At 73.7% G+C, this 25873-nt stretch carries 22 protein-coding genes; 10 read left to right on the top strand and 12 right to left on the bottom strand.

The window, feature by feature from the left end; genetic code table 11:
* Window positions 1-96 precede the first annotated feature (96 nt).
* Window positions 97-405, top strand: coding sequence for a hypothetical protein (locus Cpa01nite_RS08385; RefSeq protein WP_203668305.1), 309 nt, complete (start codon window positions 97-99; stop codon window positions 403-405).
* 159 nt (window positions 406-564) lie between these two features.
* Here Cpa01nite_RS08385 and Cpa01nite_RS08380 read toward each other — a convergent pair whose 3' ends face one another.
* The 4 genes from Cpa01nite_RS08380 to Cpa01nite_RS08365 all read right to left on the bottom strand — a co-directional run bounded on the left by Cpa01nite_RS08380 (window position 565) and on the right by Cpa01nite_RS08365 (window position 5523).
* Window positions 565-792 (bottom strand): hypothetical protein, encoded by a 228-nt coding sequence (locus tag Cpa01nite_RS08380; protein ID WP_203668304.1) that lies wholly within the window; start codon window positions 790-792, stop codon window positions 565-567.
* Between the two features lie 221 nt (window positions 793-1013).
* On the bottom strand, window positions 1014-3065 hold the full coding sequence (locus Cpa01nite_RS08375) for an alpha-glucuronidase (protein ID WP_203668303.1): 2052 nt from the start codon (window positions 3063-3065) through the stop codon (window positions 1014-1016).
* Window positions 3066-3088: 23 nt separating this feature from the next.
* The gene (locus Cpa01nite_RS08370; protein WP_203668302.1) at window positions 3089-4498 is read right to left on the bottom strand and encodes a serine hydrolase domain-containing protein; all 1410 of its coding nucleotides are present in this window, start codon (window positions 4496-4498) and stop codon (window positions 3089-3091) included.
* Window positions 4495-5523, bottom strand: a complete 1029-nt coding sequence (locus Cpa01nite_RS08365; RefSeq protein WP_203668301.1) for a LacI family DNA-binding transcriptional regulator — start codon at window positions 5521-5523, stop codon at window positions 4495-4497. Before Cpa01nite_RS08365 ends, Cpa01nite_RS08370 begins: the two co-directional genes overlap by 4 nt.
* A gap of 194 nt (window positions 5524-5717) precedes the next feature.
* Between Cpa01nite_RS08365 and Cpa01nite_RS08360 the strand changes: the two genes are divergently transcribed.
* The 7 genes from Cpa01nite_RS08360 (at window position 5718) to Cpa01nite_RS08330 (ending at window position 16133) form a co-directional block, all read left to right on the top strand.
* Window positions 5718-8054, top strand: a complete 2337-nt coding sequence (locus Cpa01nite_RS08360; protein WP_203668300.1) for a beta-xylosidase/alpha-l-arabinosidase — start codon at window positions 5718-5720, stop codon at window positions 8052-8054.
* Entirely contained in the window at window positions 8051-9094 is a 1044-nt protein-coding gene (locus Cpa01nite_RS08355; protein WP_203668299.1) for an ABC transporter permease, read from the top strand. The genes Cpa01nite_RS08360 and Cpa01nite_RS08355 overlap by 4 nt, the downstream gene beginning before the upstream one ends.
* Entirely contained in the window at window positions 9088-10014 is a 927-nt protein-coding gene (locus Cpa01nite_RS08350; RefSeq protein WP_373307365.1) for a carbohydrate ABC transporter permease, read from the top strand. Before Cpa01nite_RS08355 ends, Cpa01nite_RS08350 begins: the two co-directional genes overlap by 7 nt.
* Window positions 10015-10072: 58 nt before the next feature.
* Window positions 10073-11713, top strand: coding sequence for an ABC transporter substrate-binding protein (locus Cpa01nite_RS08345; RefSeq protein WP_203668298.1), 1641 nt, complete (start codon window positions 10073-10075; stop codon window positions 11711-11713).
* Between the two features lie 88 nt (window positions 11714-11801).
* Window positions 11802-13352 carry a GH39 family glycosyl hydrolase gene (locus Cpa01nite_RS08340; protein WP_203668297.1) on the top strand — a complete coding sequence of 517 codons (1551 nt, stop codon included), beginning with the start codon at window positions 11802-11804 and terminating at the stop codon, window positions 13350-13352.
* The gene (locus Cpa01nite_RS08335; protein WP_203668296.1) at window positions 13349-14044 is read left to right on the top strand and encodes a DUF624 domain-containing protein; all 696 of its coding nucleotides are present in this window, start codon (window positions 13349-13351) and stop codon (window positions 14042-14044) included. Before Cpa01nite_RS08340 ends, Cpa01nite_RS08335 begins: the two co-directional genes overlap by 4 nt.
* Window positions 14037-16133, top strand: coding sequence for a beta-galactosidase (locus Cpa01nite_RS08330; RefSeq protein ID WP_203668295.1), 2097 nt, complete (start codon window positions 14037-14039; stop codon window positions 16131-16133). The genes Cpa01nite_RS08335 and Cpa01nite_RS08330 overlap by 8 nt, the downstream gene beginning before the upstream one ends.
* Window positions 16134-16412: 279 nt before the next feature.
* On the opposite strand, the gene Cpa01nite_RS08325 is transcribed toward Cpa01nite_RS08330, so the two are convergent.
* From Cpa01nite_RS08325 to uxuA, 4 genes are all read right to left on the bottom strand, one after another.
* A complete protein-coding gene (locus Cpa01nite_RS08325) occupies window positions 16413-17831 on the bottom strand; it encodes a mannitol dehydrogenase family protein (RefSeq protein WP_203668294.1) in 1419 nt (472 codons plus the stop codon).
* Complete coding sequence (gene uxaC / locus Cpa01nite_RS08320) at window positions 17828-19261, bottom strand: glucuronate isomerase (protein WP_203668293.1); 1434 nt, start codon at window positions 19259-19261, stop codon at window positions 17828-17830. Before uxaC ends, Cpa01nite_RS08325 begins: the two co-directional genes overlap by 4 nt.
* A 140-nt stretch (window positions 19262-19401) precedes the next feature.
* Complete coding sequence (locus Cpa01nite_RS08315) at window positions 19402-20427, bottom strand: LacI family DNA-binding transcriptional regulator (RefSeq protein ID WP_203668292.1); 1026 nt, start codon at window positions 20425-20427, stop codon at window positions 19402-19404.
* 21 nt (window positions 20428-20448) lie between these two features.
* Entirely contained in the window at window positions 20449-21630 is a 1182-nt protein-coding gene (uxuA, locus tag Cpa01nite_RS08310) for a mannonate dehydratase (RefSeq protein ID WP_203668291.1), read from the bottom strand.
* A gap of 440 nt (window positions 21631-22070) precedes the next feature.
* On the opposite strand from uxuA, the gene Cpa01nite_RS08305 reads away from it, so the two are divergent.
* Window positions 22071-22790: an EcsC family protein gene (locus Cpa01nite_RS08305; protein ID WP_203668290.1), complete on the top strand. Its 720-nt coding sequence runs from the start codon at window positions 22071-22073 to the stop codon at window positions 22788-22790.
* 11 nt (window positions 22791-22801) lie between these two features.
* Window positions 22802-23149, top strand: a complete 348-nt coding sequence (locus Cpa01nite_RS08300) for a hypothetical protein (protein ID WP_203668289.1) — start codon at window positions 22802-22804, stop codon at window positions 23147-23149.
* An 11-nt stretch (window positions 23150-23160) separates the two neighbouring features.
* Here the strand turns inward: Cpa01nite_RS08300 and Cpa01nite_RS08295 are convergent, their stop codons facing one another.
* From Cpa01nite_RS08295 to Cpa01nite_RS08280, 4 genes are read right to left on the bottom strand one after another with little or no spacing between them, the layout of a single operon-like run.
* Entirely contained in the window at window positions 23161-23565 is a 405-nt protein-coding gene (locus Cpa01nite_RS08295; RefSeq protein ID WP_203668288.1) for a hypothetical protein, read from the bottom strand.
* Window positions 23566-23593: 28 nt separating this feature from the next.
* On the bottom strand, window positions 23594-24139 hold the full coding sequence (locus tag Cpa01nite_RS08290) for an SMI1/KNR4 family protein (RefSeq protein ID WP_203668287.1): 546 nt from the start codon (window positions 24137-24139) through the stop codon (window positions 23594-23596).
* Window positions 24136-25515, bottom strand: coding sequence for a putative T7SS-secreted protein (locus Cpa01nite_RS08285; RefSeq protein ID WP_373307363.1), 1380 nt, complete (start codon window positions 25513-25515; stop codon window positions 24136-24138). The genes Cpa01nite_RS08290 and Cpa01nite_RS08285 overlap by 4 nt, the downstream gene beginning before the upstream one ends.
* Window positions 25512-25835, bottom strand: coding sequence for a DUF6317 family protein (locus Cpa01nite_RS08280; protein ID WP_203668285.1), 324 nt, complete (start codon window positions 25833-25835; stop codon window positions 25512-25514). The genes Cpa01nite_RS08285 and Cpa01nite_RS08280 overlap by 4 nt, the downstream gene beginning before the upstream one ends.
* Window positions 25836-25873: the final 38 nt, after the last annotated feature.

Here is a 25873-nt window from a genome sequence, read left to right as displayed (position 1 = left end):
ACCGCCCTCGAGCGGGTGGCGCCGCCCGGCTGGGTCGCCGTTGACCTCACAGTCGTGTGCGTCGGGCCGGAGACCCGCAGCCGGCTCGGGGTGCGCATGCCGGACGGCAGCGTGGTCAAGGTGACCGGTCCGGTCCCCCGCGAGGGGACACGGCTGCTCCGTGAGTTCCGTCGCGCGGTCTACCGGCCCCGGCTCGGCACCTGGTTCACCGCGCGTGTCGCGGTTGAGGCGGCTGGGCGGATCAGCATCGAGGTCGACTATGAGAACGCGCCCCTGATGGAGTTCGCGCCGGAGGCCTGGCGGGAGGACCTGCGCCGGTTCCCGCGGGATCCGGAGCACCTGCCCGACTGGCTCCGCGGGCGTGCGACGCCGCCGGCGCACCGGACATCCGGCGGTGCTCGGTGAGGCGTAGCTCCCGATGACCGACGTCGCGGGCCTAAGACGCGCCCCGCCCGGGCCCGGCGGCTCCGCTCGGATTCCAGCCTGCGCACACACCGCGTACGCACGTTCAGGACGTCGTCCGCCTCCGCCGAGGAAGGCCGCGTCCCAAGATCCGCCCCTCGTCTACGCGCTCGCTGCCCGGCTGCCGCGCCGTGAGAGCCACACGGTCATCAGCGTGACGCTCGCGATCGAACCGGCCAGGGAGATCAGTGCCGCGGGCCACACGATGGCTCCTGCGGGGCCCGGGTCCTGCCCCGCATCGCCACGATCGAAAGCGATCGAGAACGACACGGTGTACCCGATCACCGCTGCCAGCGTCGCAGCCGCTGCGACGACGAACCACCGCTTCACACGACCTTCTGCCATCGTTGCCCCCTCGGCTGCGAATGTAGCCGGGCGGCCGTGCGCGCGCGGCAGTTCGCGCGAGGCCTCCACAACGAGGTCGCGGCGTCCTCAGGCTCCACGTGTCCGCCCCCGGAAGTGACGGCCCCGCGGCGGCCTGGCCGGCGGCTCCACCGCGTACGCATGCGGGATGTCGTTCGACTTCGACGAGGTACGCGGCTTACTCCGGCTCAGTACACGACCCGCCCCGACGCGTCCTTGACCCCGGACTTCCGCCAGAAGTAGCTCCGCACCTGGTCCCGCCACTCCACGGCCGACGCCCGCTGCCCGTCCAGCCGCTCCCGCACCCGCGCGTCGAACGCCACCGGCACCGCCGAGCCCACGAGGTCCGCCAGCGACTCCCACGCCGCCTCGACCCCGCCGAGCCCCTCCACCGCGTCGGCGCGCGAGTCGTAGATGTGCTGGACCACGGTCTTCCCCGACCCCAGCACGTGCGAGTACGGGACGTGGTGGAAGAACAGCAGCAGCTCGTCCGGGCACGTCTCGACCGACTCGTACGTCTCCCGCCACGGCGACGGGAACTGCCCCGCGAACCCCGTCCCGGTGGCCGACGACCGGTCGACCCCGATCCCGTCCCGGTCGGCGAAGTGGTACGTCCCCCACGGCGAGTACTCGTACCCGTCGACCGACGGCCCGCCGTGCGTCCCCGGCGTCACCATGAACCCGACGCCCAGCGGTGCGGTGTACCCCTCGTACCGCTGGCACGAGCCGTCCATCACCTCGTGCAGGGCCGGACGGACCCGCGCCAGGTCCGGCCCCGCCGCACCGGCGAACGTCAGCGCGATCCACTCGTCCAGCACATCCTCGGCCGTCAGCGTCGAGTCCCACGCCAGCCGCCCGAACGCGTACAGGTTCGCCTGCGCCAGCGGGTGCCCGGTCCAGAACTCGTCGTCCCCGACGTTCGACACCGCCGCCACGCCGCCCGCCGGCGCGCCACCGCCGCCGGCACCGGCGACGATCGACGCCACCGACCGCGCACCGTCCAGCCGGAACCCCAGGTACTCCCGCCAGGCGGGCGCGAGGTAGCAGACGTGCCGCTGCTGCCCGGTGTACTCCTGCGTCACCTGCAGCTCGAGCGCCAGCCGCGTCCGCGGCATCGCCGCCAGCACGGGGGAGAGCGGCTCCCGCACCTGGAAGTCCATCGGCCCGTGCTTGACCTGCAGCACCACGTTGTCGTCGAACGTCCCGTCCAGCGGCGCGAAGTGGTCGTACGCGGCCCGCGCGCGATCCGTCCGACGATCCCGCCAGTCCTGCCGGTGGTTGTAGACGAACGCCCGCCACAGCACGGTGCCGCCGTGCGGGCGCAGCGCTGCGGCGAGCATGTTCGCGCCGTCGGCGTGGCTGCGGCCGTACGCGAACGGGCCGGGCTGGCCCTCGGAGTCGGCCTTGACCAGGAAGCCGCCGAAGTCCGGCACCGCGGCGTACACCCGGTCCGCCGCCGACGCCCACCAGGCCGCCACGTCCGGGTCCAGCGGGTCCGCGGAGTCGAGCCCCCCGAGCAACCGAGGCGAGGCGAACGACACCGACAGGAAGATCCGGATGCCGTACCCCCGGAACACGTCGGCGATCCGCGCGACGTCACCGAGCCCGTCCGTCAGCAACCGGGCCTCGCGGGCGTGCACGTTGACGTTGTTGATCCCCACCGCCTCGACGCCGGTCGCGGCGAGCAGCCGGGCGTAGTCCCGGACCCGGGTCAGGTCGGCTCGGACCTCGCCGTCGGCGTAGAAGATCGAGCCGCCCGAGTACCCGCGCTCCACCTGGCCCATCACCGGGTGGACGGCGACGTTGTCCCAGTGGTCGAGCATCCGCAGCGGCTGCTCCGGCGCGCTGAGCACCGTGCCCGGACCCGGGGCGACCCCCGACAGCCGCGCCACCGCCACCTCCCGCACCACCGCGTACAGCCCGCGCAGCGCCGCCGGCCCGTCGGCGCCCAGCACCACCGTGCGGTCCGCGGTCCGGACGATCGCGTGGCCCCCGGCCGGGACCTCGGGCAGCTGTGTCAGCCCGACAGACGCCGGCGACCCGACATCCGACACCGCGGCGACGACCAGCGCGGCATCGGCGGTGGACGCGGACGGCGACGCGCCCAGCTCGGCGCGGGCGGTGTCCAGGCACGGCCCCGAGCCGAGGACGGCGGACGGCAGCTCCCGCAGCGGGGCCAGGGCCGCGTCAGGCAGCCAGGCGGGGTGGACGGTGACGGCGACGGCGTTGTCGTGGGTCATGGCTCCGGTGGTGGGTCGGTGGATCAGGACGGTCCCCGCGCCGGCGCAGCGACCAGCGGCGGGACGAGCAGGGTGGCGAGCGTCGGCTGCCACAGCGGCGCGGTGTGCCAGCGGGCGGACAGACCGCCGTCGGCGGCGCGGGTCAGCAGGAGGCGGTGCGGGGAGGCGGTCGCGACGACGTGCGCGCGCACCGACCCGTCGGGCAGCCGCTCGGCGCGCGCGGCGACCGGCACGACGCCGTACGGGACGGGGTCGCTCGGCGCGCCCGACGCCGCGTCGCCGGAACCCAGCGCCAGCGATCCCCGCGTCCACGCGTCGGGGTGCAGCTCGACGACGCCGCCGGGCTGACCGTCCGCGGCCGGCACCACGAGCCGCCACCCGGCGTCCTCGGCGTCGGCGAGCGTCCACCCCGCCACGTCGAGCGCGGGCGCGTCCGACGCGACGTACCGGTCCCGCGTGGCCCACGAGTCCCGCTCGACGACCGACGCCCCCGCGTCCGACGCGTCCGACGGGTCCGACGACCCGGCCGCCGCCACCAGCCCCCACAGCACGTCGAGCACCCGCTGCGTGTCCGTCGCCGCGCCCTGGTACGCCACGACGACCCCGGTCTCCGGCACGACGAGCGTGAACTGCCCGTACGCCCCGTCCATCCGGTACCCGTGCCGGCTGCGCCAGACCCCGTACCCGTACCCGAGCGCCCAGTCGTCGTCGGCGGTGTCCGGCTCGGCGCCCTCGTGGTCCGCGACGAAGGTCCCAGCGGTCGGCACGAACCCCGACGCCAGAGCCTCGACCACGGACACCGGCAGCACCCGCGTCCCGTCCGACGCCAACCCGCCCGCCGCCAGCGCCATCCCGAGCCGCGCCTGGTCGTCGACCGTCAGGTGCAGCCCGGAGAACCCCTGCTCCACCTCGTCCAGGGCCCGCCACCACCGCGCCCCGATGCCGAGCGGCTCGAGCAGCCGCGGCCGCAGGTACTCGGTCGGCTGCGCCCCGGCGACGGCGTGCACGACGCGGCCGAGCGTGCACGTCGCGGGGGAGGAGTACGCGAACCGCGACCCGACGGGGAACGCCGGCGTCGTCGTCAGCAGCACCGCCGGGTCGACCGGCATCACGGACGTCTGCTCCCGGCTGTGCCCGGTGGTCATCGTGAGCAGGTGCCGCAGCGTGATGCCGTGCGGGTTCGGCAGGTCCAGGTGCCGGTCGACCGGGTCGGCCAGCGACAGCCGCCCCTCGGACTCCAGCAGCAGCACGGCCAGCGCGGTCACGGACTTCGACACCGAGTAGACGAGCGCCGCGCGCGACGCGTCGTACGGCGCCCACGTCGCGCGGGCCAGGACGGTGCCGTGGCGCGCGACGACCAGCGCGTGCGGGTCGAGCCCCTCCAGCGCGTCGAGGACCCCGTCCAGCACCCCCGCGCCCAACCCCCCGCTCACGCCGAGACCACCCCAGCAGGCGGCGCCGTCGACGACCGGATCACCAGCTCCGTCACCAGCTCCACCTGCATCGACGGCGGCTGCCCGCCGGCGGACAGCGTGAGCAGCATCCGGGTCGCCAGCGACGCCATCTCCCGCAGCGGCTGGTGCACGGTCGTCAGCCCGGGGTCGAGCCACTGGCTGATCGGCAGGTCGTCGTACCCGACCACCGACACGTCCTGGGGGACGCGCAACCCGAGCTCCCGGGCCGCGCGCAGCACGCCGAGCGCCTGGTAGTCCGACCCGGCGAACACGGCGGTCGGCCGATCCGGCCGGTCGAGCAGGTCGCGCCCGTGCCGGTACCCGCTGGCGGCGTCGAACGCGCCCCACCGGATCAGCGCCGGGTCCCACGGCACGCCGAGCTCGTCGTGCGCGCTGCGGAAGCCGTCGACCCGGGCGCGGGAGCACAGCATGTCGTCCGGGCCCGAGATCACGCCGAGCCGGCGGTGCCCGAGCGCGAGCAGGTGGCGGGTCGCGGACAGCCCGCCGTTCCAGTTGTTCGAGCCGACGGTCGGCACGCCCGCGGGTGGGGCGCCCTGGGTGTCGACCACGGCGAACGGGATGGTGCGGGACTCGAGCTGGTGCCGCTGCTTGGCGTCGAGGTCGGACAGCACGAGCAGCACGCCCAGGGGGCGGCGCGCCATGACGTCGTCGATCCACTCCTGCCGCGGGCGGTGCTCGCCGCCGAGCTCCGACAGCACCACGCCCACCCGCTCGGGGCCGCAGACCTGCTCGACGCCCTTGATGATCTCCTGCGCCCACAGGTTGTCGGCGGCGTGGAACACCAGGTCGAGCAGTCGGACGCCGGCGCCGCCGGCGCGCGTGGCGACGGGCTTGCGGTAGTCGTGCCGCTCGAGCGCGGCCTCGACGCGGGCACGGGTCGCCTCGGAGACGTCGGCGCGGCCGTTCAGGACCTTCGACACGGTCGGGATCGAGACGCCCACCTCGCTGGCGATGTCGGCGATCGTCGTGCGGCCTCTCGGCATGGTTCCCCTTCGAAACTGTCGCTGACGAGCAGCGGATCCCGACTGTAGCGCACGCTCCTGCTCAGCGGCAGAGGCATCGCGACGGTTGACGGACGTCGGCGGTCACGCCTACGGTGCGGGTGAAACAGTATCGGTGGCTGCAACGCAAGTTTCGAAACGGCGGCCCGCCGGACCCACGACGAAGTGGACTTCACATGAGCGACGCAGCACCTCCCGTCTGGCGCGATGTGCGCCGGCCGGTGGCCGAGCGGGCCGAGGCCCTCGTGGCCGCGATGACCCTCCGGGAGAAGACCAGCCAGCTCGTCGGGCTGTGGGTCGGCGCGGACGCCTCGGGCGGCGACGTGGCGCCGCACCAGGGCGACATGACGCAGCACGGCCCGGCGTTCGTGGACGTGATCGCCGACGGCCTGGGCCAGCTGACCCGGCCGTTCGGCACCGCGCCCGTCGACCCCGCGCAGGGCGCGCGCTCGCTCGCCCGGGCCCAGCGCGCGGTCGTCGCCGCGAACCGGTTCGGCATCCCGGCCCAGGTGCACGAGGAGTGCCTCGCCGGGTTCGCCGCCTGGGGCGCGACCGCGTACCCGGTGCCGCTGTCCTGGGGCGCGACGTTCGACCCGGAGCTCGTGCAGGAGATGGCGGCGCAGATCGGCGGGTCGATGCGGTCCGTCGGCGTGCACCAGGGCCTGGCGCCGGTGCTCGACGTCGTCCGCGACTACCGGTGGGGCCGCGTCGAGGAGACGATCGGCGAGGACCCGTACCTGGTCGGCACGGTCGGGGCCGCCTACGTGCGCGGCCTGGAGAGCGCCGGCACGGTCGCGACGCTCAAGCACTTCGCCGGGTACTCCGCGTCGCGGGCCGCCCGGAACCACGCGCCGGTGTCGGCGGGGCCGCGCGAGATGGCCGACGTGTTCTACCCACCGTTCGAGATGGCGCTCCGCGAGGGCGGCGCCCGGTCAGTGATGAACTCCTACGCCGAGGTGGACGGGGTGCCCGCCGCCGCGGACCGGCGCCTGCTCACCGGCCTGCTGCGCGACGCGTGGGAGTTCGACGGCGTGGTCGTCGCCGACTACTTCGCCGTCGCGTTCCTCCGGACGCTGCAGCGGGTCGCCGCGACGGACGGCGAGGCCGCGGGCCGCGCTCTGGCCGCCGGGATCGACGTCGAGCTGCCCTCGGTGCACGCGTACGGCGAGCCGCTGGTCGCGGCCGTCGAGGCGGGCCACGTCCCGGAGGCGCTCGTCGACCGGGCGCTGCGCCGGGTGCTGACCCAGAAGATCGAGCTGGGACTGCTCGACCCGGGCTGGAGCCCGGACGCCCCTGCGGCGACCGGCGCCGTCGCCCTCGACGGCGAGGACCAGCGGGCCACGGCCCTGCGCCTCGCCCAGGAGGCCGTGGTCCTGCTGGAGAACGCCGGCGGCACGCTGCCGCTGGCGCCCGCCGCCCGCGTCGCCGTCGTCGGGCCGCTCGCGGACGACCCGTACGCGATGCTCGGCTGCTACTCGTTCCCCGCGCACGTCGGCGTGCACCACCCCGACCACGCGATGGGCATCGAGATCCCGACGGTGCTCGACGCACTGCGCGCCGCGCACGGCGTCGAGGTCGCGCACGCCCGCGGCTGCGAGGTCGAGGCTCCCGGCCGGGACGGCTTCGCCGAGGCGGTGGCGCTCGCGGCCGAGGCCGAGGTGGCGGTCGTCGTGGTCGGCGACCAGGCCGGGCTGTTCGGCCGAGGCACCTCGGGGGAGGGGAACGACGCGCCGGACCTCCGGCTGCCGGGCGAGCAGCACGCCCTGGTCGAGGCCGTGCTCGCCACCGGCACACCGGTCGTCGTGCTGGTGCTGTCCGGTCGCCCGTACGCGCTCGGCGCCTTCGTCGGCCGGGCGGGCGCGCTCGTGCAGACGTTCTTCCCGGGGCAGCAGGGCGGGCCGGCGATCGCCGGGGTGCTGACCGGCGCCGTCGACCCGTCGGGCCACCTGCCCGTCGGCATCCCGCGGGACCCCGGCTCGCAGCCCTCGACGTACCTCGCCCCGCCGCTCGGGCGGAGGACGCAGGTGTCGAGCCTGGACCCGACGCCGCTGTTCCCGTTCGGCCACGGCGCGTCCTACGCCGACCTCGAGTGGGGCGACGTCACGTGCGAGGCCGAGCACTGGCCGGTCGACGGCGAGGTCCGCGTCGACGTCGTGCTGCGCAACCCCGAGGACCGGCCGCTCGCGGACGTCGTCCAGGTGTACCTGCACGACCCGGTCGCCGAGGTGACCCGGCCCGAGGCGTTCCTGGTGGCCTACCGCCGGGTCGAGCTGGCACCGGGCGCTGAGGCGACCGTGACCTTCACGCTGCACGCGGACCTCACCGCGTTCGCCGGGGTGGACGGCGGCCTCGTCGTCGAGCCCGGCGAGGTGGAGCTGCGGGTCGCCCGGTCGAGCGCCGACGTGCACCACACCGTGCCGCTGGTCCTGGTCGGCGACCGCCGCGCCGTGGGCCACGACCGGCAGCTGGTCGCGACGACCGCGGTGCGCGTCGGCGAGGCGGTGCGGGCATGACCGTCCAGGGCCCCGAGATCGCCACGCCGGCGCCCGTCCCGGCGGGCCCGGCCGGACCGGCGGCGGAGATCACGCCGGCCGCGGATCCCGGGCGCCGTCGGCGCCGCCCCGCCCGACCGCGCGGCCGGGCGGCCGGCAAGGTGCCGTGGCGGACCGCGCTGCGCCGGGACTGGCAGCTCTACTCGCTCGCCCTGCTGCCGCTCATCTTCTTCGCGGTGTTCCGGTACACGCCGATGCTCGGCAACGTCATCGCGTTCCGGAAGTTCCGCGCCGGCGGCAACATCTTCGGCGAGGAGTGGGTCGGCTTCCGCTACGTCGAGATGTTCCTGTCCGACCCGACCTTCTGGATGGTCTTCCGGAACACGCTGGTCATCGGGACACTGACGCTGCTGTTCTGCTTCCCGCTGCCGATCGTCCTGGCCCTGCTGCTCAACGAGCTGCGCTCGCGGGTATTCAAGCGGTTCGTGCAGTCGGTGTCGTACCTGCCGCACTTCCTGTCGATCGTCATCATCGCCGGCATGCTGTTCCAGCTGCTCTCGCTGGAGGGCACGGTGAACCAGGTCGTCACGGCGCTCGGCGGGGACGCGGTGCCGTTCCTGCAGCAGCCCGAGTGGTTCCGCGCGATCTACGTGTCGAGCGAGGTCTGGCAGACCGTCGGCTGGGGCACGATCCTCTACCTCGCCGCGCTGACCACGGTGGACGAGAGCCTCTACGAGGCCGCGCGCATCGACGGTGCGAACCGGTGGAAGCAGACCTGGCACGTCACCCTGCCGGGCATCCGCCCGACGATGGTCACGCTGCTCATCCTCAACATCGGCACGTTCATGGCGGTCGGGTTCGAGAAGGTCCTGCTGCTGTACAACCCGCTGACCTACCCGACGGCGGACGTCATCTCGACGTACCTGTACCGGGTCGGCCTGGTGTCCAACAACTTCTCGTACGCGGCGGCCATCGGGCTGTTCGAGTCGATCATCGGCCTGACGCTGATCCTCTCCGCGAACGCGATCTCGAAGCGAGCGGTGGGAGCGAGCCTGTGGTGACGACCGTCGAGACCGCCGCCGGCCCCCTGCCGGCGCGCAAGGGCTCCCTGATGAAGGACTCCCGCGGGTACCGGGTGTTCAAGGTCTTCAACGTGGTGGCGATGCTCGGTGTCGTCGCCGTGACCCTCTACCCGTTCCTCATGATCATCGCGCGGTCGTTCAGCTCGGACACCGCGATCCGGTCCGGGCAGGTCAACATCTGGCCGGTCGGGTTCAACCTGACGACGTACGAGCTCGTCATGAGCGACGCGATGTTCTGGACCAACTACAAGAACACCGTGATCTACACGGTGGTCGCGACGGCCATCGCCCTCGTGCTCACCACCTGCTATGCGTACGTCATCTCGAAGCACCACCTGCGCGGGCGCACGGTCCTGATCGGGATCGCCGTGTTCACGATGTTCTTCAACGGCGGCCTCATCCCGAATTACGTGCTCATCACGAGCCTCGGGCTGAAGAACTCGCTGTGGGCGATCGTCCTGCCGAACGCGATCAGCGTGTTCAACCTGCTGGTGATGAAGGCGTTCTTCGAGAACCTGCCGGCGGAGCTCGAGGAGGCCGCGCAGATCGACGGCCTGGGCACCTACCGGATCCTGTGGAAGATCGTCATCCCGCTGTCGAAGGCGGTCATCGCCACGATGCTGCTGTTCTACGCGGTGAGCTTCTGGAACTCGTGGTTCGCGGCGTTCCTCTACATGGACAAGTCCGAGCTGTTCCCGGTCACCGTCTACCTGCGCAACCTGATCGCCGGGTCGTCGACCGCCCAGTCCACGGGCGCCGCGGCCGCCGACGTCGCGCAGGTCTCGGCCAACATCCAGTCCGTGACGATGGTGCTCACCGTCCTCCCGATCCTCTGCGTCTACCCGTTCGTCCAGAGGTACTTCGTCTCGGGGGTGATGCTCGGCTCCGTCAAGGGCTGACCCCCGCTGCTCTCCCCTCCCGCGACAAACGACGATGTTCGTCACGAAAGGAACACCCATGTCCCAGCGCACGCGGGCGCGCGGCCTCGCCGCCGTCGCCGCCCTCGCCCTGGCCCTGACCGCCTGCTCCGGCGGGTCCGAGGGCGACGAGGAGACCTCGGGCCTCGACAACCGGACCGGCGCGATGGAGGACTACGCCGCCGGCGACCAGTTCACCGCCACCGAGCCGCTCTCCTTCTCGCTGCTGTTCTCCGACCACCCCAACTACCCGTCGCAGGACGACTGGCTCCTGTGGTCCGAGATCACCGCGCGCACCGACGTCACGCTCGACCCGACGCTCGTCCCGATGAGCGACTACGAGCAGAAGCGCAGCCTGCTGATCGGCGCGGGCGACGCCCCGGACATCATCGCCAAGACGTACCCGGGCCAGGAGGACGCGTTCGTGTCGTCCGGCGCGATCCTCCCCGTGTCCGACTACGTCGACCTCATGCCGAACTTCCAGCAGAAGGTCGCCGACTGGGGGCTCGAGGCGAACATCGACCAGCTCCGCCAGGCGGACGGCAAGTTCTACGTGCTGCCCGGCCTGCACGAGGCGCCGTGGCAGGACTACTCGATCGCGCTGCGCACCGACGTGCTGGACGAGCTAGGCCTCGACGTGCCGACCTCGTGGGACGAGTTCCGCACCACGCTCGAGGCCATCAAGGAGGCGAACCCGGACGAGTACCCGTTCTCCGACCGGTTCTCCGAGACCTACCCGGGCGGCAACCTGCTGAACATCGCGGCGCTCGGGTTCGGCACCGCCGGCGGGTGGGGCTACAACAACGCCACCTGGGACGGCGACGCCGACGAGTTCGTGGCCACCGCCGCCATGCCGGAGTACAAGGCCATGGTCGAGTACTTCCACGGCCTGGTGGCGGACGGCCTGATGGACCCGGAGAGCTTCACGCAGGACGACGACTCCGCGATCCAGAAGTTCGTCACCGGGAAGTCGGTGGCGATCGGCGCCAACGCGCAGAGCATCGTCAACGAGTACGAGCCCGGTCTCGCGTCGAACGCGCCCGAGGCCACGGTCGCGAAGATGCCGTTCCCGTGCGGGGACGCCGGCTGCGTGCTGAACCCCGTCTCCCAGACGGAGAACGGCATCATGATCAACGCGGACGCGGCGGACTCGCCGAACTTCGTCGCGATGATGCAGTTCATCGACTGGCTGTTCTACTCGGACGAGGGCCAGGAGTTCACCAAGTGGGGCGTCGAGGGCACGACCTTCGAGAAGGCCGCCGACGGCACCCGCACCCTCGCCGCCGACGTCGACTACGTCGGGCTGAACCCGTCGGGCACGAAGCACCTGCAGAAGGACTTCGGCTTCGCGGGCGGCAACTTCGCCTACGGCGGGGCCACCGAGCTGCTGTGGTCGACGTTCTCCGAGGACGAGATCGCGTTCCAGGAGTCCGTCGCCGACTACGACATGATCGACCTCGCCCCGCCGGCCCCGCTGGACGAGACCGAGAGCGAGCAGCTCGCGCTGATCGACACGACGCTGCGGGACGCCGTCTCGCAGGCGACCGTCCAGTTCATCCTCGGCCAGCGCGACCTGTCCGAGTGGGACGCGTTCGTCGCCGACTACGAGGCCAAGGGCGCGACGCAGTACGTCGACATCGTCAACGGCGCGCGCGAGCGCTACGTGGCGGACAACGGCTGACCCCGGCTCCGTCGCCCCGGGGCGCGCACTGCCCTCGCGCGCCCCGGGGCGGCGGCCGCTCCCGCTCGCACCACCCGAGAGGCCCCGCATGTCCAGCACCACCCCGGCCGGTGCCGCGCCGGTCGTCGTCCCGTCCCAGCCCGTCGCCGCCCTGCCGGACGCCTGGCGCGCCTGCGTCGGCACCGGCCGCACCCGCGAGGTGCTGCACGCCGACTACCGCGACTCGCTCGCCGTCGTGCAGGACGAGATCGGGTTCCGCGCCACCCGCGCGCACGGCCTGCTGCACGACGACATGGGCCTGGTCCGGCCGTGGTCGCACGACGGCCGCGCCGGCACCCGGTACGGGTTCGCCTACGTCGACCAGGTGGTCGACACCTGGCTGGAGGCCGGGGTGGCGCCGTTCGTCGAGCTCGGCTTCATGCCCGCCGCGCTGGCGTCCGGGGACCAGACGCAGTTCTGGTGGCGCGGGAACGTGACGCCGCCGCGGGACCACGACGCGTGGGCCGAGCTGGTCCGCGCGCTCCTGACTCACCTGGTCGACCGGTACGGGATCGAGCAGGTGCGCACCTGGCCGGTCGAGGTGTGGAACGAGCCGAACCTCCCGGTGTTCTGGGAGGGCGCCGACGAGGCGGCGTACCACCGCCTGTACGCCGCCAGCGCCCGCGCCGTGAAGGACGTGGACGCCGACATCCCCGTCGGCGGCCCCGCGGTGTCGCCCGGCGCCGACGACTGGCTGCCGCGGTTCGCCGACCTCGTCGAGCGCGAGGGCCTGCCGTGCGACTTCGTCAGCAAGCACGCGTACACGTCCGGCCCCGCGCAGCACGTGCCGTTCGGGACCTACCAGACGCTGCGGCCGCCGCAGGACCTGCTCGCGCAGCTCGCGACGCCGCGGGCGCTGCTGGCGGGGACCGCGCTCGACGGGCTGCCGGTGCACATCACCGAGTTCTCCTCGTCCTACCGGCCGGACAACCCGATCCACGACACCGCGTACCAGGCGGCGTACCTCGCGCCGGTGCTGGCGGGCGGCGGCGACCTGGTCGACTCGTTCTCCTACTGGACGCTGTGCGACGTGTTCGAGGAGGAGGGCGTCCCGACCGCGCCGCTGCACGGCGGGTTCGGCCTGCTCGGCCACCGCCAGCTGCGCAAGCCGGCGTTCCACCTCTACGCGTTCATGGCGCGGCTCGGGCCCGCGGTGCTGGCCCGCGGGGACGACCACCTGGTGACGCGGCACCCCGACGGCCGGATCTCGGCGCTGCTGTGGCAGCCGCTCGACGGCGCGCGGGTGGCGGAGGCGGGGCACCGGGTGCGGCTCGACCTGCCCGGCGCGGGCCCGGCTGTGGTCACCGAGCGGCACGTCGACGCGGAGCGAGGCAACGTCCGCGCCGCGTGGCAGGCGATGGGCAGCCCGCTCGCGCCGGACCGCCGGGCGCTCGCGGACCTGCACGACGCGTCGGCGCCGTCCCTGACCGTGCGCCGGGTGTCGGCGTCGGCGGGGCGGTGGGCGGTCGACGTCGCGCTCGGGCGGCACGGGATCGCGCTGGTCGAGGTCGCCGGGGCGCCGGACGAGGCGCCGGCGTGGACGGACGACGGGCGGCTGCTGGGGGCCGGTGCGCCGGACGCGGCCGGGGGTGCCCGGTGAGCGGCGCGCGCGCCTGGAACGACGGCGAGGTCGGCCCCGGCGCGCTGTCCCGCGGGACCGCCGCGCTCTACCGGGTCCTGGTGCTGGAGGCGCTGCTCGTCCTCACCACGCTGCCGACCGCCGTCCTGGTCGTGCTGCTCGACCGCTCCGCCGCCAACCTGCCGCTGTACGCCGTCGCGCTGCTGCCGGTCGGGCCCGCGCTGGTCGCTGGGCTCGCCGCGGCCCGGTCGTGGGAGGTCGACCAGGACCTGTCCCCGTCGCGCGGGTTCTGGCGCGCGTACCGCCGGGACGCGCTCGGGACCCTCGCCTGGTGGGCGCCGCTGCTGGCCGTGCTGACGGTGCTCGCGCTCAACGCCGCGCACGCCGAGCTGGTGCCGGGCGGGGCGGCGCTCCGCCCGGCGGGCCTCGTGCTCGCGGCGCTGCTGTCCGTCGTCGGCGGGCACCTGGCCGTGCTGCAGGCGCGGTTCGCCTTCCGGCTGCGGGACGCGGTGCGGATCGCGCTCGCGCAGGTGGTGCCGCAGTGGCGGTTCAGCCTCGGCGTGCTGAGCCTGCTGCTGGTCGGCGCGACCGTGACCGCGCTCGCGTTCGACGTGGTCACCCTGCTGCTCGCCTGGGCCGGCGTGCTGCTGCTGCACGTGATGGCCCGCCCGCTCGTCGCCGACGTCACCGAGAGGTTCACCGTCCATGACTGACGCCCAGCCGCTGCGCACCGGCGTGCCCGAGCGGACCCCGGCGCGGCTGCCGCGCACGGACTCGATCGCCTACGGCGGCGACTACAACCCCGAGCAGTGGGGCAAGGACGTCTGGGACGCGGACTACGCCGCCTTCGACGCCGCCCGGATCACCACGGTGACGCTCGGCGTGTTCAGCTGGTCGCTCACCCAGCCCGCCGAGGAAACGTTCGACTTCACGGTCCTGGACGAGATCGTGCAGCGCGCGGCCGACGAGGGCCGCCAGGTCTGCCTCGCCACCGGCACCGGCGCGCTGTCCCCGTGGATCGCCCACGCGTACCCGGAGGTGACGCGCGTCGACTTCGAGGGGCGCAAGCACCGGTACGGCCAGCGGCACAACGCGTGCTGGTCGTCCCCGGCGTTCCGCCGCCTGGCCGCGGGCATCGCCGGTCGCATCGCCGAGCGGTACGCCGACCACCCGGCGGTGATCGCGTGGCACATCGGCAACGAGTACGGCGGCGACGGCGGAGCCTGCTACTGCGACCTGTGCGCGGCGGAGTTCCGGGTCTGGCTGCGCGCCCGGTACGGCACGCTCGACGCGCTGAACGAGGCGTGGAACGCGACGTTCTGGTCGCACCGGTTCACCGACTGGGACGAGATCGAGCCGCCGAGCGCCCTCACCGAGCACTGGAAGGGCCGCGGGTACACCGCGTTCCAGGGCATCACGCTCGACTACTACCGGTTCAGCACCGACAACGCGATCCGCCAGTTCTGCGAGGAGAAGGCGGCGATCCGCGCGCACTCCGACCTGCCGGTGACGACCAACTTCATGGGGTTCTTCCAGCCGCTCGACTACCACCGCTGGGCGCCGCACCTCGACTTCGCGTCGTGGGACAACTACCCGCCGCGCAGCGACGAGCCGTGGCGCACCGCGCTGACCCATGACCTCATGCGCGGTCTCAAGGACGGCGCGCCGTTCTGGCTCATGGAGCAGACTCCGACCGTCACGGCGTCCCGCGACGTCAACCCGGTGCGCCGGCCGGGGATCGTGCGGCTGTGGTCCTGGCAGGCCGTCGCCCACGGGGCGGACTCGGTCCTGTTCTTCCAGATGCGCGCCTCCCGAGGTGCCTGCGAGATGACGCACGGCGCGGTGCTCGACCACTCCGGCCGGCTCGACACCCGCGCGTTCCGGGAGGTCGCCGGGCTGGGGGCCGAGCTGTCGCGGGTCGGGGACGTGCTGCTCGGCGCCCGGACGCCGGCCCGGACGGCGCTGCTGGTCGACTGGGACTCGTGGTGGGCGGTCGAGATGGCGGACGGCCCGAATCGGCTGGTCCGCTACCTGCCGACGCTGCTCGAGTGGGGCCGGGCGTTCTGGGACGCCGGCGCGCAGGTCGACGTCGTCCCGGTGACCGCGGACCTGTCGGGCTACGACGTGGTCGCGGCGCCGCTGCTGCACATGGTGAAGGGCGACCTGGCGTCGCGGCTGGGCGAGGTCGCGGGTCGTGGCGGAACCGTGCTGACCGGGTACCTGTCGGGGCGCGTCGACGAGGACGACCGGCGGTTCCTCGCCGACGTGCCCGGGCCGCTCGCGGGGCTGGCCGGCGTGCGGGTGGCGGAGACGGACGCGGCGGAGCCCGCGGTGGCCAACCCGGTGGCGTTCGCGGGCGCCGGGGCGCCGACCGTCGACGGGCGCATGGTCTTCGAGATCCTGGTCCCCGAGGGCGCCGAGGTGATGGCGCGGTACGGCGCAGACTTCTACGCCGGCGAGCCCGCGGTCACGCGGAACGTCGTGCCCGGCGCGGACGGCGGCCCGGAGGGGCACGTCTGGTACCTCGGGACCGAGCTGGCGCAGGCGGGGCTGGCGCACGTCGTCCGAACGGCGCTCGGACGGCACGACCTGCTCGGCCCGTACGCGGACGTGCCCGGGCTGGAGCTCGCGACCCGGGTGACGACGGCGGGCGACCGGGTCGACCTGGTGCTGCACCACGGGACGGAGCCGGTGACGGTGCCGGCGCACGCGGAGGGGGTGGACCTGCTGACGGACGCGCGCTGGACGCGCGGCGAGCCGATCACGCTGGGCCCGGCGGAGGTGGTGGTCCTCCGCCGCTGACCGTCGGCTCGCCCGCGGCGCCGGGCGCGCGCTGGTCGGCGCCGCCGCGCTCGCGCGCCGACGTCCGCCCGCCATCGCGCGTCGAGCTTGCAGTAGCTGCGGGGTTCTCACGCCTGAACCCCGCAGTTACTGCAAGCTCGACGGCGATCGGTGATCGACGATCGGTGACCGGTGACCGGTGACCGGTGACCGGTGACCGGTGACCGGTGACCGGTGAGCGCGGGCGCGTGGGCGGCGCGGCGCGGGCGGCACGGGCGGGGCGGCGCGGCGCGGCGCGGGTCAGGCGGCGAGGGCCTCCAGCGTCCGCGCGCGGTCGAGGACCGCCGCGACCAGCGGCTCGTGCGCGCCCATGCCCGGCGCCAGGCGGCCGAGCACCGCGCGCACCGCGTCGGCCAGCGAGCCGTCCGCCAGCCCGGCCACGCGCTCCGGCCGCGCCTCCGACACCGGCGCCCCGTGGCCGCGGAGGCGCAGCACCCACGCGGCGACCGTGGTGCACGCACCGAGCGGCAGGCGACCGGCCTCGCACTCGGCGCGCAGCACCGGAGCCACGCGCACCGGCAGCTTCTCCGAGCCGTCCGCGGCGATCTGCGCGAGCAGGTGCTGGATCCGCGGGTTGGCGAACCGGTCGAGCAGCGCCCGGCGGTACGCGGTGATCTCGTCCGGCGGCAGCGCCAGGTGGCGGCTCGCCTCGTCCCACCACGCCTCGACCCAGCCGAGCACCCGGTGGTCGGCGATCGCGTCCGCCACCGTCCGGTGCCCGAGCGCACCGCCCGCGTAGGCGAGCAGCGAGTGCGCGCCGTTGAGCAGCCAGAGCTTGCGCCGCTCGAAGGGCAGCACGTCGTCGACGAGCTGGGCGCCGACCTCGTCCCACGCCGGCCGGCCGGCGGGGAAGTCGCCGGCGACGACCCACTCCGAGAACGGCTCGGTGGCCACCGGCGCGGCGTCGGCGAGCCCGGTCGCGGCGCGCACCGCCTCCCGGGCGCCGTCCGTCGTGGCGGGGGTGATCCGGTCGACCATCGTGGTGCCGAACGCGACGTGCCCGACGATCCACTCGGCCAGCCCGGGGTCGACCAGGTCGGCGAGCTCGAGCACTACCCGCTCCAGCGCGCGGCCGTTGTCCGGCAGGTTGTCGCAGGGCAGCAGGGTCATCGGTCCGGCGCCGGTGGCGCGGCGCAGGCGCAGGCCGGCCACGACCCGCCCGGGTGCCGTGCGCACGCGCGCGTGCCGGTCGGCGCGCAGCGCGGCGATGTCCGCCCGCACGTCCTCGCGGTCGGTGTCGAGCCCTCCGCCGGCCGCCCGGACGTACCCGGCCTCGGTCACGGTGAACGTCGCGACGGCCACGGCCCGGTCGGCCCAGTAGCCCAGCCACGCGTCGTGCTCGTCGCCGCCGTGCACCGCGGACAGGCTCGACACGACGCGCAGCCGCTCGCCGTCGGGTGCCCGCGTGACCAGCGTGTACAGGCCGTCCTGGGGCGCGAGCGCCTCGACGAGCGCGCGGGAGCGCCCCGTGAAGGCCGCGATGCCCCAGCCGGCGGCGTCGGGCGCGTTGTCGGTGTACCAGGCCTGGTGCGCCCGGACGAACCCGCCGAGGCCCAGGTGCACGACCCGCACGGGGGCCGCGGGACGTCCGTGCCCGGCGGCGCGGGAGAGGCGCAGGCCCGTCCGGACCTGCGGGCGGAGCTGGGGGAGGGTGATCACAGCCGGAACGCCTCTCTCGGGATGGTGGTGACGAGGTCGCGCGCGGTCTCGTGCGCCTCGTCGAGGGTCAGCCGGTGGTCGGCCACGAGCCGCGCCAGGTAGGCGGCGTCCGCGCGGCGGCTGGCGTCGTGCCGGGCGGGGATCGACAGGTACGCCCGGGTGTCGTCGACGAAGCCGGACGTCTTGGCGAACCCCGCGGTCTCCGTCACGGCGGCCCGGTACCGGTCCATCGCGTCGGGGGCGTCGAGGAACCACCACGGGGCGCCGACGTAGAGGGACGGGTAGAACCCGGCGAGCGGCGCCAGCTCCCGGGAGAACGTCGTCTCGTCGATCGTGAACACGACGAGCCGGAACCGCGGGTGCGTGCCGAACGCGTGCAGCACCGGGCGCAGCGCCTCGGTGAACTCCGCGGCGACGGGGATGTCCGCGCCGATGTCGGTGCCGAGGCGCTCGCGGGAGGGGGCGTGGTGGTCGCGGCTGACGCCGGGGTGCAGCGTCATCACCAGGCCGTCGTCGGCGGACATGCGCGCCATCTCGAACAGCAGCCCGCGGCGCAGGGTCTCGGCCTCGGCGGGGGTGGCGTGCCCGGCGCGAGCCCGGGCGTACAGCCGCTCGCCCTCCGCGGCGTCCAGCGGGGCCATCACCGCGTCGCGGTGCCCGTGGTCGGCGGAGACCGCGCCGTGCTCCGCGAAGTGCGCCCGGCGGCGCTCCATCGCGTCGACCCAGCCGGCGAGGCTGCCGGTGTCGACGCCGGCGGCCTCACCCAGCGCGTCGACGCGGTCGGCCCAGCCGGGGAGCCCGGCCTCGAGGTAGCGGTCGGGGCGGAACGTCGGGACGACGCGGCCGTGCCAGCCGGGGTCGTCGCGCAGGGCGGCGTGGTGCGCCAGGTCGTCGCACGGGTCGTCGGTGGTCGCCAGCACGTCGATCCCGAACCGGTCGTACAGCGCCCGGGGCCGGAACCCGCGGTCGGCGACCCGCTCGGCGATGGCGTCGTACAGGTCGTCGGCGGTGTCGTCGGACGGCACCAGATCGACGCCGAGCACCTCCACCAGCACCTGCTCCAGCCACAGCTTGACCGGTGTGCCCCGGAACACCGGCCAGTGCCGGCACAGCAGCCGGAACGCGGCCCGGGACTGCGCGGACGTCGGGTCGGCCACGCCGACGCCCAGGTCGGCGAGCGGGACGCCCCGCGCGTGCAGGAGGCGGGTCAGGTAGTGGTCCGGCGTGATGAGGAGCGCGGTCGGGTCGGGGAACGGGACGTCGTCGGCCAGCCACTGCGCGGGCACGTGCCCGTGCGGCGACACGATGGGCAGGTCCCGCACCGCGGCGTACAGCTCGCGCGCGATGCCCCGGGTCGCCGGCTCGGCGGGCAGCAGCCGGTCGCGGTGCAGCGCGATCCGGGGCGGGGCGGGCGTCGACGTCGTCGTCATGGCGGCCATGGTTCGAGGCGCGCGCGGTGCGCTGCAAGCGGTTGCCACCTGTTGCCGCGGGCCCTCCACCGAGGGCGCACGAGACACCGCGAGGGCGCATGCGATGCCGTGCGCCCTCGGTGTCTCCGCCGCCCTGGGCGTCAGGCGGGCTGGCGCGCGGTGCCGGACGACTCGCGGGGGAGCAGACGTGCGGGCACCACGACCGGCTCGCCGCGGGAGCGTGCGCCGTTCACCACAGCGAGCAGGTTGCGCAGCCCCGTCGCGCCCATGGCCTGAAGCGGCGTCGAGACGGTCGTCAGCGCGGGGGAGACGATCTGCCCGATCAGCACGTCGTCGAACCCCACGACGCTCACGTCCTCCGGCACGCGGAGCCCGGCCTGCTGCAGCCCGCGGATCACGCCGACCGCCATGAGCGCGTTGAACACCAGCACACCGGACGCGCGCGCCCCGCCCAGGGCGAGGGCAGCCTCGAACCCGCCCGCGAAGGTGGGCTCGAACGGCCCGATGCGGCGCCCCGCAAGGTCGAGCTCGTGGCACGCGTCGCTGAACGCCCGCCACCGCGCGCCGTTCGGCCACGAGGCGTCCGGGCCCGCGACGTAGACGAGGTCGCGATGCCCGGCCTCGCCGAGGTGCTCCACCGCGCGCCGCGTCCCCCGCTGCTCGTCCGCGACGACGCACGGCACGTCGGCGAGCCCCCGGTTGATCACCACGACCGGGCGCTGCTTGGCGATGCTCCGGATCGCGGCGTCCGACATGCGCGACGACGCGAGCAGCACGCCCTCCACCATCGGCAGGATGCGCTCGGCGGTCTCCCGCTCGACCACCGCGTCCTCGCGGGTGTCCTCGACGAGCACGCCGTAGCCCGCGGCCGACGCCGCGACCTGCGCGCCGCGGAGCAGCTCGGCGTAGATCGGGTTGGCCAGGTCGGACACCAGCACGGCGATCATCCGGGTGCGGGCGGTGGACAGGGCCTGCGCGACCGGGTTCGCCCGGTAGCCGATCGCGGCGGCCGCGGCCCGGACGCGCTCGGCGGTCTGCGAGTTGACCCGGCCGGGCCGGGCGAACGTCCGGGACACCGTCGACGCCGCGACGCCGGCGGCCTCCGCCACGTCGTAGATCGTGGGCGCGCGGGTCGTCGTCGGCTCGCTGCCGCCCTCGGCCTCCATGCCGCGATCGTACGGGCGCGCTCAGGCCGCCGGGACCAGCCGCCGCACCGCCTGCTCCACGCCGCGCAGCTCCGCGAGGCCCTTGAGCCGCCCGATCAGCGAGTAGCCCGGGTACGACTCCCGGAACTGGTCGTCCAGCATCCGCTGGCCGTGGTCGGGTCGCATGGGCAGCCGGGGGCCGCCCTCGCGCTCGCGCCGGCGCTCCTCGGCGACGAGCGCCGCGATCACGGCGACCATGTCCGCGTCGCCGGCGATGTGCGGGGCCTCGTAGAAGCTCCGGCCACCGTCCTGCAGCCGGACGGAGCGCAGGTGCGCGAAGTAGATCCGCTGCGCGAACCGCTCCGTCATCGCGACGACGTCGTTGTCCGCCCGCGACCCGTACGACCCGACGCACATGGTCAGCCCGTTGGCGGGGGACGGCGCGGCGTCGAGCAGGTGCTGCGCGTCCTCGGCGGTGGACACCACGCGCGGCAGCCCGAACAGCGGGCGCGGCGGGTCGTCGGGGTGGATCGCGAGCCGTAGGCCGACCTCCTCGGCGACGGGCACGACCTCCCGCAGGAACGACGTCAGGTTCCCGCGCAGCGCGTCGGCATCGACGTCGTCGTAGGTGGCGAGGGCGTCGCGGAACTCGCCGAGCGTGTACCGCTCCTCCGACCCGGGCAGGCCGAGGAGGATCGTGTCGACGAGCCGCTCACGCGCCGCGTCGTCCAAGGCGTCGAGCACCGCGCGTGCCCGGGCGGTCTGCTCCTGGTCGTACTCGGCCGCCGCGCCGGGGCGGCGGAGCAGGAACAGGTCGAACGCCGCCAGCTGGTCGGCGTCGAACCGCAGCGCCCAGGTGCCGTCGTCGAGCGGGTAGCCGAGGTCCGTGCGCGACCAGTCCAGGACGGGCATGAAGTTGTAGCAGACCAGGTCGACGCCGCAGGCCGCGAGGTTGCGGATCGTCTGCTGGTACGCGGCCACCGCGCGGTCACGGAGCGGGCCGCCGCGCTTGATGTCCTCGTGGACGGGCACGCTCTCGACGACGGACCACACCAGGCCGGCCGCCTCGATCTGCTCGCGGCGGGCCTCGATCGCCCCGACCGGCCAGACCTCGCCGTTCGGGATGTCGTGCAGGGCGGTGACGACGCCGGTGGCACCGGTCTGGCGCACCTGGGCCAGGGTGATCGGGTCGCGGTCGCCGAACCAGCGCCAGGTGTGCTCCATGGCCGTCCCTCCCGGAGTGTGGGCGGCGTCGGTGCCGCCCGGGTGGTCAGCAGCGTGGTGCGGGGCAGCGGTGGGGGACAACCGGTTGCCAGAAGTTGCTCGAAGCTGCCCCGGGGCCGGCGCCGGTGCGAGTTGCTGGCGGAGCTGCTGTCGTCGAGGAGCCTGCTGAGGGAGGCGCTGCGGCGGCTGGACACTCGGGCGCGAAGGACGAGCTGGTCGAGGTCGATGGCCGTCGGACCGTGGTGGACGATCGCCGGATCGCGTACCTGAACGACCGCCTGGTGCAGGTGGGGGAGATCACGCCCGACTCCCGAGTTCCGCACCCGTGGAAGCGCCGCGCTTCTCCGCGATCGGCCGGGCCGCGCGTGACCCGAACGGGTCTGCCGGGGTCGCCGACTGAGTCGTTACGTTCGCGTCTGCCCCAACTGGAAGGACGACTCATGACCACCACCGCGCACCCTCTGGAGACCGACGACACGCCGAAGGCGGGTGGCGAGGAGTCGAGAACCGCCGAGGCTGCTCAGGCCGTCGTGCAGAAGATCCTCTCCTGGGGCGTCGACGGCGTCGGGCCGATCAAAGGTGCGGAGCAGATCGCGGCGGAGCACCTCGAGTCTCATGGCGACCCGGAGCGCGCCATCGCGCGGTTGATCGCGACGCACACCCGGATCGTCGCGGCCACGGGCTTCGCCACCGGGTTCGGGGGCTTCACCGTCGCCGCCGTCACGCTGCCCGCGGACGTGACCGCGCTGTACGCGAGTGCGGCACGGTGCGCAGGCGCGATCGCGGTGCTGCGCGGGTACGACGTGCGCTCGGACGAGGTGCGGTCCGTCATCGTCCTGACACTGATCGGATCCGCCGGTGCGGCGGTGGTGGCGGACATCGGAGCGCAGCTCGGCACGAAGAGCGCGCTCGCGGTGCTGAAGAAGCTGCCGGGGAAGGTGCTGATCGAGATCAACAAGAAGGTCGGCTTCAGGCTTCTCACCAAGTTCGGCACCAAGGGCGTCATCAACCTGGGGAAGTTCGTTCCCGTGGCCGGCGGTGTGCTCGGCGCGGGGGTCAACATCGCGACGATCCGTGGCGTGAGCCAGTTCGCGAAGCACAACTTCCCTGCCTTCGAGGAAGAGGAGGCCCCCACGGCGCACGGCGTCGGCCTCGTCTGATCACCACCCGGGTGATCATCGTGCGCTCGGTCGGAGGGGCGGGCGCCACCGGGGGCGCGTCGCCGCCGCGAACACGAGCGGGGTCGGGCCCCGAGGACGCACTGCTGCTCGGAGGCACGCTGGCTCCCGGTCACGAGGTCGGTGGCCTTCGTCCGGGCCGCCCGGCGGAGAGCGCCGAGGTGATCGCGGGACGAACCCGTGCCTCGACGGTGCGGCAGTTCGGGCTGCGTCCGTTCGATGCCGGCTTCTACGCCCTGGACGGCGAGGGTCTGATCCTCGAACGCACCGATCCCCTCGCCGGGCGCGAGCGGGCGTTCACGCTCGCGCAGGCGCGCGGAGACGAACCCGTCGACTGGTAGCAGGGCGGTCGTCAGGTCGACGGCGACGCGGGGAAGTCCGTCGGGCCGTCGACGGGCGCTGATGCGGACACGGTTTCCACCTGGCCACCCTCGTCCACGACGTACACCGTGACGCGCAGCAGTCGCCGCGTCGCCTCGGGGACGCGCAGCGCGGCAGCGCGCGCCTCTGTCGGCACGACGACGCCGAACCGTGCCGACCCGGTGTCGTGCAGGGGCACGCGCCGCAGCAGCTGCCCGTACAACGTGTCGACGTCGAGCCCGATCGCGGCCGTGCGGCCCTTGGCCTCCGCGTACAACGTCTCATCGTCCCGACGAGCCACCACGTCGCAGAAGTCGACCTCGCGCTGCACGGCCCAGCCCTGACCGTCCAGCCAGCGGCAGAACGCCGAGACCACGCGCTCCTCGTCACCTCGCATGCGGGTGACGCTAGCTGGTCGCGCGTACTTAGATCCGGCCTGCGCGCGCATCCGCTGCGACGCGAGCGGCCAACCGCTCGAGCATCGTCAACCCCGCCAGCCAGTACTCGTACACGTTGGGCCACTCCCCGAGCAGCTCGTCGGAGAGCCAGAACACCGGCTGGCCGCCGTCGGTGACGGGACCGGACCTGTCGATCACGAAGACGGCGTTGTCGGCCACGTGGATCGGGTAGACGCGATCACGCGGCGGGAAACCGGTGGCCGGCCCGTCGTCGTAGTAGCTCGCGAGCAGAGCGTCTGCGCGCTTCCACCGAGGCCCGGCGCCCAGGTCCGACGTGGCGAGGACGTCTCCGTACGCGAAGACGTCCGCCCATCCGTTGCCCTCCCTGAGCACCGCCTCGTGCTGCGGATCGAGATCGAACCCGAGGCGATCGCTCGCCTCAGCGATGTCGGCATCGGTCGCGCGCACACCGGGGAGCGTCTCGGGGAACATGGCGGGGGCGATCTGGGAGATCGACAGCCGCCGCGCGAGCATCTCGCCGACGAGCACTCCCCACGACAGGGTCTGGGTCATTGCGGGCTCCAATCCCAGCTTCCCCGGATGAGGGTCCCGTCCGGTAGTCGCCCCTCGAAGATCGTCGGCGTGGACCCGAGCGGGAATCCTCGGGCCTGGGCTCCGAACGACGAGTTTACCGACGAGTCCTGACGCTGCCAGAACGGCGGTTCCGGTTGACCGGTCCACGTAGTGTCGGGGCCGTGACCCGCCACCTGGTCGCCGTAGGGATCACCGGCGCGTTCAGCGCGGAGTCGTTCCTGGCGCGCGGCGTAGTCGGCCGCGTCGCGGAGCTCTCCGGCCGTCGAGACGCGGCCGTCGGGCGCGAGCTCACCGCGCAGACGCGCGGCGTTGGCAAGATCGAGGTGCTCAGAGGCATTTCGTAGCTGGTCTGTGCTCCAGGTGTCCTTGAACTGGAAGGACATCGGGCCGTCCCCGGGAGTCGGGGTCATGAGTTCGTCGGCCGTGTACCCCGTGCGTCCGACCGTGACGCGTTCGGTGACCACCATGGATTCCTCGATGCGGTGCCCGGCGCGAGCCCCGGACGCCACGCGAGCAGCGACGCCCGCTCCGCCTACAGCGGTCAGGGCGATGTCGGGGGCGAGCTGCCCCCACCACCGTGCGGGGTCGTCCCGGCGGGTCTGCCCGTCGGCCAGGACGTCGACGGAGCCGATGGGGTCCTCGGTGATCAGTCGATACGCACCGGTCGCCGAGTCCCAGACCGCGACAGCGCTCGTCGCCGCACCATCAGGATCGACGACGACACGGACGAGGCTGAAGTCCCACGCCATGGAGACGATGCCTTTCAACCAGGACCAGACGCCACCGGCGAACGATGACGCGTGCCACTTCCCGTCCGGGAGTCCCTCGCTCAACTGGGAAAGGACGGCGGCTGTCGCATCACCAGCGGCGGCGACGACCGATCGGGCGTCCGTGAGCACGGCTTGGGCCTGCTGCTTGACCGCAAGCCCTGGGTCCGAGGCGCTCGTCGGCGGCATGGCGTTACCCACGACGCGGTCACCGAGGACGACTCGGCCCGGCTGACGCGCCGCCTCCAAGGACTGCCGGGCCCCGCGATCCCAGAGCTCGACCGCGTACGCCGCTCGCCCTTGGCCCCAAGCAAGCACGTCGGCGTAGGACGAGAGTGCGTCCGCTGCGAATCGGTACACCTGGCCGACGGCGCTGAGCCGTCGGGCCAGCTCGTCGCGCCGATCGGCGTATCCGTCGGCGGCCGTGCCCTCCCACTGCGCCACGGTGCGCGAACCGATGGACGTACCGGTCGACTCGATCGACTCCGCCTGCCGAACGAGATCATCGGCGTCGCGCTGGACGGTCGCCACTGACCCGAGGACGAGCTCCTCCGGGTTCGACGTTTGACCCAGTGATGCCGCGATCACCCGGTGTGGCCCATCTCGTCGAACTGGTCGGCGACCGTCGTGTCCATGTATTCGTAGGCCTGCGCTGTCCCGCGCAGGCTTCGGCCGGCCTCGTCAGTGTCCTCAGCAAGCTGCCGGAGCGCGTACGAGAACCGATCCGAGAACTGCCTCGCCGCCGTGCTCAGGGCTCCGGAGCCGTATGAGGACGAGCCGGCCATGTGGACATGGTGGCTCGCCGTCTCGATGAAGTCAGAATCACCGAGCGTCGCGTTCCCTGCCCGGCGAAGCTCGTCTGTGTCGACCAGCAAGTGAGCGGGTGCGCCGCCGTTCTCGTCGCTCATGATGTCCCCCTGCGGTTGTTTCCGGCGCGAAACTAGCA

This window comes from Cellulomonas pakistanensis (assembly GCF_016862755.1).
Taxonomy (GTDB): domain Bacteria; phylum Actinomycetota; class Actinomycetes; order Actinomycetales; family Cellulomonadaceae; genus Cellulomonas; species Cellulomonas pakistanensis.
Note: the sequence above shows the minus strand (reverse complement) of the source record. Positions and strands in the feature narration are given on the sequence as shown.

What these genes read in the sequence shown, in the direction of transcription:
- Cpa01nite_RS08385 (WP_203668305.1), top strand. Translation starts at nt 97, where the DNA reads ATGCCGGACGGCAGCGTGGTCAAGGTGACCGGTCCGGTCCCCCGCGAG.
- Cpa01nite_RS08375 (WP_203668303.1), bottom strand. Translation starts at nt 3,065, where the DNA reads ATGACCCACGACAACGCCGTCGCCGTCACCGTCCACCCCGCCTGGCTG.
- Cpa01nite_RS08365 (WP_203668301.1), bottom strand. Translation starts at nt 5,523, where the DNA reads ATGCCGAGAGGCCGCACGACGATCGCCGACATCGCCAGCGAGGTGGGC.
- Cpa01nite_RS08360 (WP_203668300.1), top strand. Translation starts at nt 5,718, where the DNA reads ATGAGCGACGCAGCACCTCCCGTCTGGCGCGATGTGCGCCGGCCGGTG.
- Cpa01nite_RS08355 (WP_203668299.1), top strand. Translation starts at nt 8,051, where the DNA reads ATGACCGTCCAGGGCCCCGAGATCGCCACGCCGGCGCCCGTCCCGGCG.
- Cpa01nite_RS08345 (WP_203668298.1), top strand. Translation starts at nt 10,073, where the DNA reads ATGTCCCAGCGCACGCGGGCGCGCGGCCTCGCCGCCGTCGCCGCCCTC.
- Cpa01nite_RS08340 (WP_203668297.1), top strand. Translation starts at nt 11,802, where the DNA reads ATGTCCAGCACCACCCCGGCCGGTGCCGCGCCGGTCGTCGTCCCGTCC.
- Cpa01nite_RS08330 (WP_203668295.1), top strand. Translation starts at nt 14,037, where the DNA reads ATGACTGACGCCCAGCCGCTGCGCACCGGCGTGCCCGAGCGGACCCCG.
- uxaC (WP_203668293.1), bottom strand. Translation starts at nt 19,261, where the DNA reads ATGACGACGACGTCGACGCCCGCCCCGCCCCGGATCGCGCTGCACCGC.
- Cpa01nite_RS08315 (WP_203668292.1), bottom strand. Translation starts at nt 20,427, where the DNA reads ATGGAGGCCGAGGGCGGCAGCGAGCCGACGACGACCCGCGCGCCCACG.
- uxuA (WP_203668291.1), bottom strand. Translation starts at nt 21,630, where the DNA reads ATGGAGCACACCTGGCGCTGGTTCGGCGACCGCGACCCGATCACCCTG.
- Cpa01nite_RS08305 (WP_203668290.1), top strand. Translation starts at nt 22,071, where the DNA reads ATGACCACCACCGCGCACCCTCTGGAGACCGACGACACGCCGAAGGCG.
- Cpa01nite_RS08295 (WP_203668288.1), bottom strand. Translation starts at nt 23,565, where the DNA reads ATGCGAGGTGACGAGGAGCGCGTGGTCTCGGCGTTCTGCCGCTGGCTG.
- Cpa01nite_RS08290 (WP_203668287.1), bottom strand. Translation starts at nt 24,139, where the DNA reads ATGACCCAGACCCTGTCGTGGGGAGTGCTCGTCGGCGAGATGCTCGCG.
- Cpa01nite_RS08280 (WP_203668285.1), bottom strand. Translation starts at nt 25,835, where the DNA reads ATGAGCGACGAGAACGGCGGCGCACCCGCTCACTTGCTGGTCGACACA.